The 12,047-nt window shown below is 44.9% G+C and carries 12 protein-coding genes; 5 read left to right on the top strand and 7 right to left on the bottom strand.

Going from position 1 to position 12,047, the window contains the following annotated elements:
• Positions 1–57 precede the first annotated feature (57 nt).
• Both KFE96_RS16935 and KFE96_RS16930 read left to right on the top strand, forming a co-directional pair.
• Positions 58–1,152, top strand: a complete 1,095-nt coding sequence (locus tag KFE96_RS16935; RefSeq protein WP_255833718.1) for a zinc-ribbon domain-containing protein — start codon at positions 58–60, stop codon at positions 1,150–1,152.
• Between the two features lie 266 nt (positions 1,153–1,418).
• Complete coding sequence (locus KFE96_RS16930; protein ID WP_255833717.1) at positions 1,419–1,853, top strand: response regulator; 435 nt, start codon at positions 1,419–1,421, stop codon at positions 1,851–1,853.
• Here KFE96_RS16930 and lysA read toward each other — a convergent pair.
• Entirely contained in the window at positions 1,790–3,064 is a 1,275-nt protein-coding gene (gene lysA / locus KFE96_RS16925; protein WP_255833716.1) for a diaminopimelate decarboxylase, read from the bottom strand. The two genes, KFE96_RS16930 and lysA, sit on opposite strands and share 64 nt — an antisense overlap.
• Before the next feature lie 123 nt (positions 3,065–3,187).
• A complete protein-coding gene (gene argH, locus KFE96_RS16920) occupies positions 3,188–4,603 on the bottom strand; it encodes an argininosuccinate lyase (protein ID WP_370650604.1) in 1,416 nt (471 codons plus the stop codon).
• A gap of 90 nt (positions 4,604–4,693) precedes the next feature.
• Between argH and KFE96_RS16915 the strand changes: the two genes are divergently transcribed.
• Positions 4,694–5,275: a TlpA disulfide reductase family protein gene (locus KFE96_RS16915; protein WP_255833714.1), complete on the top strand. Its 582-nt coding sequence runs from the start codon at positions 4,694–4,696 to the stop codon at positions 5,273–5,275.
• Here the strand turns inward: KFE96_RS16915 and KFE96_RS16910 are convergent, their stop codons facing one another.
• From KFE96_RS16910 to KFE96_RS16895, 4 genes are all read right to left on the bottom strand, one after another.
• Positions 5,276–5,776, bottom strand: coding sequence for a histidine phosphatase family protein (locus tag KFE96_RS16910; protein ID WP_255833713.1), 501 nt, complete (start codon positions 5,774–5,776; stop codon positions 5,276–5,278).
• 64 nt (positions 5,777–5,840) lie between these two features.
• Complete coding sequence (locus tag KFE96_RS16905) at positions 5,841–6,503, bottom strand: DJ-1/PfpI family protein (RefSeq protein WP_255833712.1); 663 nt, start codon at positions 6,501–6,503, stop codon at positions 5,841–5,843.
• Positions 6,500–7,513 carry a GlxA family transcriptional regulator gene (locus KFE96_RS16900; protein ID WP_255833711.1) on the bottom strand — a complete coding sequence of 338 codons (1,014 nt, stop codon included), beginning with the start codon at positions 7,511–7,513 and terminating at the stop codon, positions 6,500–6,502. Before KFE96_RS16900 ends, KFE96_RS16905 begins: the two co-directional genes overlap by 4 nt.
• A gap of 79 nt (positions 7,514–7,592) precedes the next feature.
• Positions 7,593–8,267 (bottom strand): glutathione S-transferase family protein, encoded by a 675-nt coding sequence (locus KFE96_RS16895; RefSeq protein ID WP_255833710.1) that lies wholly within the window; start codon positions 8,265–8,267, stop codon positions 7,593–7,595.
• 156 nt (positions 8,268–8,423) lie between these two features.
• On the opposite strand from KFE96_RS16895, the gene KFE96_RS16890 reads away from it, so the two are divergent.
• The gene (locus KFE96_RS16890; protein WP_255833709.1) at positions 8,424–9,260 is read left to right on the top strand and encodes an FAD:protein FMN transferase; all 837 of its coding nucleotides are present in this window, start codon (positions 8,424–8,426) and stop codon (positions 9,258–9,260) included.
• Between the two features lie 58 nt (positions 9,261–9,318).
• Here KFE96_RS16890 and KFE96_RS16885 read toward each other — a convergent pair whose 3' ends face one another.
• Entirely contained in the window at positions 9,319–9,927 is a 609-nt protein-coding gene (locus tag KFE96_RS16885) for a hypothetical protein (RefSeq protein WP_255833708.1), read from the bottom strand.
• 187 nt (positions 9,928–10,114) lie between these two features.
• Between KFE96_RS16885 and KFE96_RS16880 the strand changes: the two genes are divergently transcribed.
• Entirely contained in the window at positions 10,115–12,046 is a 1,932-nt protein-coding gene (locus KFE96_RS16880; RefSeq protein ID WP_255833707.1) for a tetratricopeptide repeat protein, read from the top strand.
• Position 12,047: the final 1 nt, after the last annotated feature.

Raw genomic sequence — 12,047 nt, 5'->3', positions numbered from 1 at the left:
ACACTTTCTGTGTGCGTTATGGGGTTCTCGATATAAGGCAACGGTTTAGGCAGTTTTATGATCCTTGTTTGTCCGTCATGTGACGCAAAATTCAATATTCCTGCCGGCGCAATATCCGGTGAAGGGCGTAAGGTTCGGTGCGCGCGCTGCCAGCATTCATGGCATGCAACGTCAACTGATTTGCGTGATCCTGCGCCGACACCGCCGCCAGCTGCGGTGCAAGCAGCCCCAATTCAGCAGCCTGCTGTTCAGCCTCAACCGCAAATGCCGCAACAACGGGTAGCAGAAACGCCCGTTAATTTTGACGGAGAACTAGATGCAAACACTGCTGCACAAACTGCGGCACTTAGGCAATCTGTGCGTGAAGAAGTAGTAGCCCCGCCTTCAGTAGAACCTGAGCCGGAAGATGATCCTTTTGCAGATAATGTAGCTCCAGCTTCTGATTTTGATGATGATTTAGCTGAAGCAGCCGAGGAGAGTGATGATTTTGGAGCTTCTCTGCGAGAGAAATACGGATCTGAATTCTTAGATGATGAAGATGACGACGATGATTTCATTACGCGCCGCCGCGCTGAACAGCGTAAACAGAATGAGCGTGATTTAGTTGCCCGTGAACGCCGTTTGATGAGGGTTGGGTGGTTTAGTCTGGTACTCTTTATTGCGGCTTCAATTTATCTGGTGTTTTTTGATCGCACCTTAATGCGTGCGTATTTGCCAAATGCAGCGGCATTTTTTGATCAAGCTGGTGAAAGTGTATCAGAAGTAGAGGTAATGAGACAAGCGGCAGAAGCGGAAGGTGGAACGCTAACACCATCTAATGCTGAAGCGATTGAGGTAGTAAATGCAGTCCTCTACAACAGTAGTACTGGCGTAGAAATACGTAATGGTGAACAAGCACTGATACTCAGGGGATATGTGGAAAACCTTGGTACTACTGGCGCTAAAGTACCTCAAGTTCTGGCACAGATTTTTAACGCTAATGGTCAGGTAATTGATAGTTGGGTGTTTGATCCACCGGGGCTTTTAATCCGTCGTGGTGGTAAGCTTGATTTTGAACAGGTTCGTGTGCCGATACCTGTTGGTATCGCAAATGTGCAGGTTTCTGTAATAAAAGACTCGCGCTCTTCCACCGAAGGCGCTTACCCACAATAGTAGAATAATCCTCAATTTACTTGAATTTACTATGCTATTGCGTTTGATATAGCGCGTTATAGTTGAAAGTTAATAGTTATAGTTAACTATTCGTGTAAAATTACTGGACGTATGTTAAAATTATAGTCAAATTTTCTACAGTTTAGAGTGCTAAAGCTCATTCAATCACAGAAAAAACATGATTTTCATGTTTTCTTGGAATGAGGGATTTTATTAAGTCTTTTAACTGCCCTCCAGAATAGAGGGTTTATATCAGAGGAAGTCTGATGGCACGTATTTTAATAGTGGAAGATGAAGAGGCCGTTCGAGAGTTTGTCTCGCGGGTTCTTACCATGCACGGTCACAGCGTGCTGATTGCTACTGATGGCGCAGCCGCGGTAGAGCTTATGACCAATCATCATTTTGATCTACTCCTCAGCGATATTGCTATGCCCATGATGGATGGTATTTCTCTTGCACTTAAAGTGCGTTCGGAGCGGCCACATATCCCAATTCTATTAATGACGGGCTTTGCGGATGAACGGCAACGTGCACATAACTTATCGTTGCTTATTGAAGGGCTTCTTACAAAACCCTTCAATATGGAACAACTTCTATCGGAGGTGAATAAAGCTCTCTCGAAGTTTGAAGTTGAAGATTATGCCTCTGTTGAGAGCCAATCCGGTACGGTATCTAGCGCTATTAGCTCTTCAACTGATTGACGTTTGCGGATTACTGCGTACTTCTCACCCTTGACTAAAACTTCCGGTACTAGTGGCCGTGTGTTGTATGTGCTTGCCATTACGGCACCGTATGCACCTGCTGATTTAATAGCAACAAGGTCGCCTGGCTGAAACTCAGGCAAGTTCCGGTCCTTTGCAAATACATCGCTGCTTTCGCAAACTGGCCCAACAATGTCTACAGGGTTATCAGTTGATATATCTGAAGATTTTACGGAAATAATCTCATGGTGCGCATCATACATTGCCGGGCGTGCCAGATCATTCATCGCTGCATCTACGATATAGAATTTTTTTGTGTCGCTGGTTTTTTCATACAGCATTTCTGTGATCAGAAGGCCAGCATTCCCTGCGATCATACGTCCGGGCTCAAAAATAACGCTACAATCGAGATCACCAAGGACTTCAGTTACCATGCGGCCGTAAGCACCAGGAGAAGGTGGAGCTTCAACTCCGGCCTGATAAGGAATGCCTAGGCCACCACCGAGATCAATATGCTTAATAGCATGTCCTTGTGAACGTAGCTTTTCTACAAGTTCTACCACTTTGGCAAATGCCAGTTTGAAAGGCTCCAAATCCGTAAGCTGTGAGCCAATATGTACATCAACACCAACGGCTTTCAGATTGTTGAGTCCCCCGATACGGCGATACACATTTTCCGCGCGGCTCCATGGGATACCGAACTTATTTTCAGATTTCCCTGTGGAGATTTTAGCATGGGTTTTAGCATCCACATCTGGATTAACCCTTACAGAGACAGGGGCGATCATGCCCAGTTCAGCAGCTACTGTATCGAGCGTTTCAAATTCAGCTTCGCTTTCCACGTTGAACTGCTTGATGCCTGCCTTAAGTGCGGCTTTCATTTCTGAACGTGTTTTACCAACGCCCGAGAAAACAATCTTGTTTGCTGGAATGCCTGCTTGCAACGCACGAAGAAGTTCACCTTCGCTTACCACATCGGCACCAGCGCCAGCTTTCGCGAGAGTGGTTAGTACGGCTTGGTTGCTATTGGCTTTAACTGCGTAACAAACAAGAGTATCAAGCCCCTCAAATGCTTCTGAGAAAACTCGAAAATGGCGTTCAAGTGTTGCGGAAGAATATACGTAGAAAGGCGTGCCTACTTCTTCAGCTATTTTGCTGATAGCAACACTTTCAGCGAACAGTTCGCCATTTTGATATTGAAAATGATCCATATTAGTTCACCGATACAGAATTTGTTTTTGGTTTAGGCGGGTTTACATCGCCTTTTTTACCACATGCGGTTACACCTATTGCCGCGGCAATAATGAAAGCAAATGTCAGTGTTTTTTTCATGATTAGTTACTTTCTTTAAGCGCTTCACGCGCAGCCTTAACAGCATTCTTTACGTTTTCAGGGGATGTTCCCCCGAATGACGTGCGACTGTTTACTGAAGCTTCGACAGAAAGGACATCATAGATGCTTTCTGTAATTCGCGGTTCTACAGCCTGCATGGCATCAAGAGGCAAATCAGAAAGATACACATTTCTGGTTTCAGCTTCTTTCACAATTGCGCCAGTAACGTGATGTGCGTCTCTAAATGGCAGGCCCAGTACTCTCACGAGCCAATCAGCAATGTCTGTTGCCGTTGAGAAGCCTTGCCCTGCGGCATAATGCATTACTTTGGTATTTGGTTTCAGGTCTTCCATCATGCCTGTCATGGCGGCTAGGCAAAGCGCAAAATCATCTACTGCTTTAAAGACAGGTTCTTTGTCTTCCTGCATATCCTTGGAATAGGCGAGGGGGAGACCCTTCATCACTACCATTAAACCGTTTTGTGCGCCCATAATGCGACCCACTTTTGCGCGGATCAATTCCGCAGCATCTGGATTTCGTTTTTGCGGCATAATTGAAGAGCCTGTTGAGAAACCATCAGATAGCTCTAGGAAGTTAAAGGCAGATGTTGCCCACAGTACTATTTCGTCTGCGAAACGAGATAGATGAACAGCGCCAATTGACATGGCGGATAAAAGTTCAATTGCAAAATCCCGAGCGGAAACCGCGTCGAGTGAATTAGCCATTGGGCGGTCAAAACCTAGCGCGTTTGATGTCATATGGCGATCTAGCGGGAAGCTGGTACCAGCAAGAGCGGCAGCACCTAATGGGTTCTCATTAAGTCGCTTGCGGCAGTCCTGTAGGCGTGAGCGGTCACGGCTGAACATTTCATAATATGCCATTAGGTGGTGGCCTAGGGTTACCGGCTGAGCAGTTTGCAGATGTGTAAACCCAGGCATTACAGCATCTGCATACTTTTCTGCCTGATCAAGAGTTGCGTTAATCAATGCAGTATAAGCAGTGTCCAACTCATCAATCGCTTTACGGGACCAAAGGCGGAAATCTGTTGCTACTTGGTCATTCCTCGAACGGCCTGTGTGAAGGCGTGCACCTGCATCACCCACGAGCTCGCGGAGACGGCTTTCCACATGCATGTGAATATCTTCGAGAGCAGGGTCAAATATCATTTGTCCTGCTTCAATTTCGCGTTCAACCTGATCAAGGCCCTTGTGGATAGCATCCCGGTCTTCTGCCGTGATAATGCCTTGTTTGGCAAGCATATCAGAATGAGCTTTTGAGCCTGCGATATCTTCTCGGTACAATCGTCGGTCAAAACTGATGGATTCGTTGATTTCCTGCATAATTGCTGATGGCCCGCCACCAAAGCGACCACCCCACATGCTTTGGCCATCGCCAGATGTGTGCTTTTTCTGCTCCATCGCAGAGTTTTGATCGTTTGTATCCTTGCCTTTCACGGCAGTATCCTTATTTTCTTCGCTACTCAGTTACCATTCTGATCGGAGATAAGAATGTCCAAGAAGGCCATTATTTTACCAGTTATTCTGATAACCCTTCTGGGCGTGGCAGCTTATAGCCTGTTCCGTGCCCCTGCAACGCCGGATGGTAATATAAATTCTTATTTGAAAGGTGAAATGGCCAAGCTTTCCTTGCCTGAGGAACCGCAAACCTTATCGAGCCATATTATTATGCGCGCGGATGGTTCGCCGGTTGCTTTAAAAGAGCTTAAAGGTAAAGCGATGCTTATCAATCTTTGGGCCCCTTGGTGTGCACCTTGCCGGGCTGAGATGAAAGAGCTGGCGCATCTAGAGAAAATACTGGGTGATGAACAGTTTGAGGTGGTGGCAATTAATGCCAACCGGGGCGGTATTGCGGAAGCCGAAGAGACCCTGAAAGAATGGGGTGTTGAAGGTTTGAATCTGTATGCGGACCCAACCATGAAAACCATGTTTGATCTGGCAGAAGGTGCCTTGCCAACAAGTTTCGTTGTAGACAAGGCAGGTAATATCAGAGCTTTTTATCTTGGGCCGCTTAAGTGGGACGCACCAGAAGCGCTTCAGCTATTTACTGCTCTAAAAGAAGGTAAACTTTAATTACTCAGTTCTTGGCTCAGTATAGTCCATGCTGAGCGAGGCTTTACCGTCATTGTCTATATGTACGATATAAACTCGATCATATTGCTTTTCATTGAGCATGGGCAGTTTCTCGCCGATCAAGAGCGATGCTAAATAGGGTGTTGTGTTACTATGACCAACAACCAGATATGTACCTTCAAGGTTTTTTAGTTCTACTGCAAAATCCTTCAGCTTTCGCGGATCATATTTCGTAATGTCGAGCTTGTGCTGCTTTGCTGTTGGTTCAGCTGTTTGCAGTGTGCGCGTATAATCTGTTGAGTAAACTGCATTTAGCTTTTTGCCTTTTAGTTTTTCAGCGATAGCTTTAGCGCGTTTAACACCGGCTTCTGTAAGTGGTGGGTTATGGTCTGCTTGTTTTTCAGCGTGCCGCACCAGATAAAAAGTGCTGTCAAAAGCTGCAGCAGACATAGTTGCCGCAAAAGTTACAGCTACTGAAAGGCATAGTGTTTTAAGTTTCATAGTAACTCCCTCCGTGAAGTTACTATGTACAGGCTTTGATCATATTTATAAATTAAGCAAAAGTTTAGTTCGAGTTTAGTCCTCGATTTCGCTGTTCCATTGATGCGCTGAAGTGCTGGGTCATTGCTGCACTAATATGGGGAGGTGCTTTGGCGAGTGATCCGGCATTATATGGTGGAGCCGGGTCATACTCGGTTGATAGCTGTATCATTTGAGCAGCGTCAGGTCCCATGATTTCACCAACCATGTAAAGAGCCATATCAATACCAGCTGATACACCTGCGGCGGTAATAATCTTGCCTTCCTGTACCCAGCGTTCCGCCTGATATGAGGCACCAAACTGTTCTAGGTGTTTAGCTGCCGCCCAGTGGGTGGTTGCATTCAAGCCGTTAAGCAAACTTGCTGCGCCAAGGATGATAGAGCCCGTGCAAACACTTGTTGTGAAACGGGTTGTTTCATGAATTTTCCTTATCCAGGCAAGGGTTTCACTATCACGGGCTGCCGCTGCCTCACCTGGTCCTCCGGGCACTACAAGAATATCAGCCTGTTCTATTTCATCAAAACTTGCTGTTGCTTGTATGTTCAAAAAGCCGGTTTCCGAGGAAATAATCTCTTTCTTTTTTGCAACAAATTGAAGGTCTACCATCGGGCCATGTGCCAGCATTTCATAGGGGCCAATGGCATCAAGCGCTGTGAAGTTCGGATAGAGCAAAATCGCTATTTTCATGAGGAGATACTTTCCTGTTGAAGTTTGAACTGGGCACTATAATCCTTTGGATGAAGGCCATAGATGCGTTCGAAAGATCGGGAAAATTGTTCGCCAGAGGAAAAGCCGGAAACAGTAGCGATGCTTTGTAGGCTCGCCTTTTGGTTTTCCTCAAGCACGATACGGCTATATTCGAGGCGAGATTTTTCCACAAATTTTGCAGGCGTTTCGCCAATTTGCTGCTTGAATAAACGGCTGAAGTTTCTCGTGCTCATGCCGGCATGTTCAGCCAAAGCATCAACGCCAAGTTCTGTCTGAAGTTCAGAAAGTATTTTATGTACGACGGACTGAATGCGTTTGCTTTGCGGCTTATACTGCATCTTCATTGGCCAGCTGAATTGGCTTTGATTACCGTTTCGCTTAAGGTGCATTACTAAACGTCGTGCGGTGGCTAAGGCAATTTCATAACCAAGGTCTTTTTCAATGATAGCAAGTGCCATATCAATGCCCGCAGTAACGCCTGCGGAGGTAATGACATTCCCATCAAACATATAAAGTGCATCTGGGTTTACGTTTACTTCGGGATAGTGATCTCTGAGATAATCGCAGGTGATCCAGTGCGAGCAGGCAGTTTTACCGTTTAGAAGCCCAGCTTCACCAAGAAGGATAGAACCAGAGCAAACAGACATAACTCGCTGCTTATGCCGGCACATAGAGAGCCATTCAATAAGAGTTGCGTTTTCGAGGGCGGTGAATACACCATTCCCACCTGGAACAAGGATAGTGTCAAACGCATCAGGTGACTGATTAGCGATCGTTTTGGAAGTGTGTAGCTTAAGGCCTGAGAGGCAAGTAACGGTTTCCTCGGCTGCGCTAACGAACTCATATTTGTAAAACTGGTCATCAGAAGGATGCGTTTGTTCGCGATGCCAGTAATAGTTGGCAACCATAAATGCATCTGTTGGTCCCACAACATCCAGTGGCATCAGGTTTTCAAATAGAATAACAGCGATGGTATGTGGTTGACGCATTGTGGCTCTGACCTCTTAATTTCATTGAGGTCAGAGTATATCTATTTATTTGTGTCCCAAAGGACATAAAATCGCAAATTCAGCCAAGTTGAGTTGCATTAGCCGAGATTTCATCTTGTGCAACAACTTGAGTTTCCATGGCTGCATCTTCCTGCCACTGTAATACAAGTGGATGATTGAGAATACTATCTACATAAGCCTGAGAGATTGGACTTAATTGAATACCATATGTTCGGAAGCGGCTAGCAACAGGAGCATACATCATATCCGCTGCTCCAAATTCCCCGAATAAAAATGCACCTGCTTGACCAAAACCTTCCCGGCATTCTTGCCAGATTTGGTCAATACGGTTCACGTCTCTCTGTACAGCTTCAGAAAGTGTCAGATCCTTCCAGCTACCTCGGAAGTTCATCGGGGCGGCTCCGCGTAAAGCCATAAATCCTGAATGCATTTCTGCACATATACTACGCGCTCTAGCATATGCCGCTTTGCCAGTAGGCCACCAATTTTTCTCAGGTGTTAGGTGCGCGCAATAGTCGATGATCGCCAGTGAATCCCATACCTGAATATCTCCGTCCTGTAGAGCGGGTACGCATTTCGTGGGGCTGAAGGCTTCGATTTCGCGGTAGAACTCTTCTGTATCCAGCGCTAGCTTTGTTTCGCGGAAAGGAAGGCCCGTGTGTGCTACGGCTAACCAACCTCTTAGGGACCAGCTGCTGTAAGTTTTAGTGCCAATTACGATATGTAAACTCATGCTGATCCCCTCTGTTTGATATGCTGGTATTTGTATCACCACGTTTAACATCACCGAAGTGAATGTTTCTTTTGTTGAAGGTTACAAATTATTCTTGCAATTAATAATGATTATTAATAACGTTTTCTTGTGATAATGAAAAGCAAGGTACCACTTATGCCTAACCCTCAAAAATGTGTTTGTAATCAGGTAACCAAATCTCGCCCATTGTTCGGGAAAGTCGCTCGAATAACCGTGGTAGGAAAAGGAGATGCGTGTGCATCTAGAATAATCGATTCCGTCTTCAACACCATTGAACGCTTTGATGAAATTACCAGTCAAACCCATTTGAGGCATAGATTTTTGGAAATATCTCATGCATCGCTTGATGAATATGTTCCGGTACCTTCTTTGCTTTGGCATGTGCTTCAGGTAGCCAATGATATTTCTTACCGTACAGACGGGATATTTGATGTGGCTGCTGCGGGTACTGACGGGGTGGCAGAATGGACAGATATAGATCTATCAGAGCACGGACAGATAAGGCTTCGTAGGCCGCTCAGTATATCATTGGATGGCATTCGCAAAGGGTTTGCCGTTGATCTGGCCATACAAGCTCTTTTAGAACTGGGCGCGAATGCTGGGTTGGTTGATATAGGTGGCTGTATCAGGACACTTGGTTCACGTGAATGGCGAGTGGAATTTAATCCTGAAGTACGAACTGGATATCAGCAATCCAGTGTGATTCCTGTTTCTCTAAATAAAGCTGCACTTGTTGGGTTGGGGGCGTATTTCGGAGGCTCGAAGCTTTATGATTACAGCCGAAGGGAACTTCGTAGTTCTGGTGAGTGGTTGGATGCGAGCTTGCTGGTAAGAGCGCGTTCTTGTGCTGTTGCGGATGCTCTTACGAAAGTGGCCGCCCTTCAGCCTCATGAAAGTGAAAAGATGCTTGCTCAGTTTGGTGCAAAGGCGGTGAAACTCTCAGCCGCTGGTGTCTCTCAATTAGCCACATAAAGAAAAAGCCTCCTGCATGATACGCGGAGGCTTTTAGAATTCTGTATATCTCGAAAACTTAGAGAGTTTTCTTCCGCTTGCGGCGTGTTGCAGCGTAAAGCATTGCAGGAAGCAGTAGCAGTAAACCTTCTGGCTCAGGCACTGCAGCAGGTGTCACATTAAGAGCGACGACAAACCCTGTTGATGCTGAGTTCGCTTGTCCAAAAGTACCAAAATCAAATACACCGTTGATAATCCCTGATCCTGTATCAATGTTTACTTGAAATGCAGTCGTTACAACATTCAATAGTAACTGATACGTTCCGGCAGTTTGGATGAAATCACCAGCTCCGCCAGTGCTTAAAACGAAATTACTACCAGCAGTTCCTGCAGTATTAACAATGTTTGTTAAGGCGCCTGTATCTGCATTACGAATAAGCCATGAATAAGAAACTGTAGTTGCTGGTGTAATGCTACAAACAGAATATGAATCACTATTCGTTGATGCGACAAATTGTGAATTACATGCATCAAGGGTTACATCACTCCCGAGTGCAACTGGAGCATAATTGCCAACATCTGCTTCAAATCTGCCCAGTATTGAGGTTTGTGCTGATGCATTTGTAGAAAAAGCTAGCATTGATGCAGCTATACTAAAACCAGCAGCTAAAGAACGTAGCGCTTTCATGATGTTCCCCATCAGTATATAAAATTTTTGTAAAACTCTTGATACTTCACTTGTTTCTTTATTACATTTCACAGAGAAATACCAGTAAAAATAGTGTTCTGATTTTAGCTATAAAGTAAATGCGATCTTAATGTTAAAACAGCTTTTAGGTATCAGGCTTCTAAATGTCCGTGGGGGGATTAAGTCTTTGTTTAGAAATAATTTATTAACCATGTTTGCTGGGGCTGTTTTGCTGGCGTCTTGCGGTTCATCTGATGAAACTACCAGCGGCTCATCATCCACGATTGATCCAAAAGCTTATGATCTAGCTGCTATAGAACAGGTTGTTGAAGATGGTGATTTGTTGAAGGCTATAGAAATCCTTAAGGCTAGATCTCAATTGGGCTTAACCTCTTCAGCAGAACTTATGATGTTGGCTGATCTTTATCTTGGGGCTGGTCAGGGCGTTGCTGCATCTGTTGCTGTAGAAGATGCCAGAAAGCGTGGTCTTTCTGGTCGTGAAACAGCTCTAACAATGGCGAAAGCATTAATGCTAAGCAGTGAATTAGGTAAAGCCGAGCGAGAGTTGGCGCTGGTTTCGTTACAGGGAGAAACTGGATTTGAAGCTATTCTTCTGAAGGGCGATATTGCTCAGAAACGTGAGCGCTTTGATGAAGCACGGAATTTATTCTCTGTTGCGTCTGAAATAAAACCAGCGAGTAACCTTCCAGATAAAGCGCTTGCCTTTATGGAGTTGGAGCTTGGCAATTTAGAACTTGCCGAAAAGTATGCGCTAAGCGCTACGGAAAAAGCACCGGAAGATTTAACAGCTCAATATCTTTTAGGTGCTATAAAACGGTATCAGGGTGATGCTGATGAGGCTGAACAAATTTTTAACTCAATTTTGGAGCAGGAACCCGAATATAATATAGCTCTTGTGGAATTGGCAGGGGTTTATCTTGATAAAGGAAACTACGAGGAAGTAGAAAAGCTTCTTGATGTTATCCTTCAGGTGCTTCCAAACAACTCAGTGGCGCTTTATTATTCAGCGGCCCTCGCCGCTCATGATGAAGAGTTTGAAGAAGCAGCAAAAATCCTTATCAGGCTTGAAGAACTTCGGAAAACATATGTGCCGGCACGGCGGCTTTATGGCTATGTGCTCTATAAAGTTGGTAAATTTGATGTAGCTAATTCAATCTTGCGTAATATTCTTACTATTATACCAGAAGATGATTTTTCACGTAGAGCCTATGCTGATAGCCTGATTAAAGCAGGCAGAAATGCTGAAGCTGTTAAGGTGCTGGATTATTTCCTCGAAAAGGATAGTACTGACCCTGCGGCTACGATGCAAAAGGCTGTGGCATTGGCGGGTTCTGGTAAAACCGAGGAAGCGGCAGAATATTTTGCTCGTACTGCTGATACAATCAGCCCTAAAACAGATGAAGAAAAAAGTGTTTACAGCAATATGGTTGAAAATCAGGCTATTGCTGAATTTATTTCTGGCAATGGTGATAAAGCCATTAGCTTACTTCAAAGCCTTGCTGAAAATAAATATGCAGGCAGTGAACAGTTACTGACACTTGCAAATATGCAGATGGAAACTGGTGCGCTTACGGATGCGTCAAGCACTTTAGAGCTTCTAAAAGAACGTGATCCTGAAAATATTGTTATTCACAATCTTGCCGGCACACTTGAACATAGGCGCGGTAATTATGAACAGGCCGTGGTGAAATACTCTGAAGCACTTGCTATAAATCCACACTACGATTCAGCAATTAAAAACCGTGCAGCGGCATATATGAGGATGAAAAAGTATGTTGAAGCAAATACCGACCTGAAAGATTTAGTCATCCGTGCTGATGGTGATCCTCAGGTGCAAGGTATGTTGGGTGAAAGTTATCTGGAGCTTCAACAATATCGAGAAGCTATCAGGGCATTGGACAGGGCTGTGGAAATGCTGCCACAATCTGCTCGTTATGCTTTACTGCTCACTAGAGCATATGCAGGCAATAGGCAGCTTGATGAAGCCATAAAACAGGCTGAGGCAACAATGCGTATTGTCAAAGGTGATGCTGAAGCCGAGACATATCTCAGGAAAATGATCATCGGTTTTAAAGATCGAAAAGAGCTCGGCGAATAAA

Source organism: Kordiimonas sp. SCSIO 12603, assembly GCF_024398035.1.
GTDB lineage: Bacteria > Pseudomonadota > Alphaproteobacteria > Sphingomonadales > Kordiimonadaceae > Kordiimonas.
This window is presented reverse-complemented; position numbering and strand designations above follow the sequence as displayed.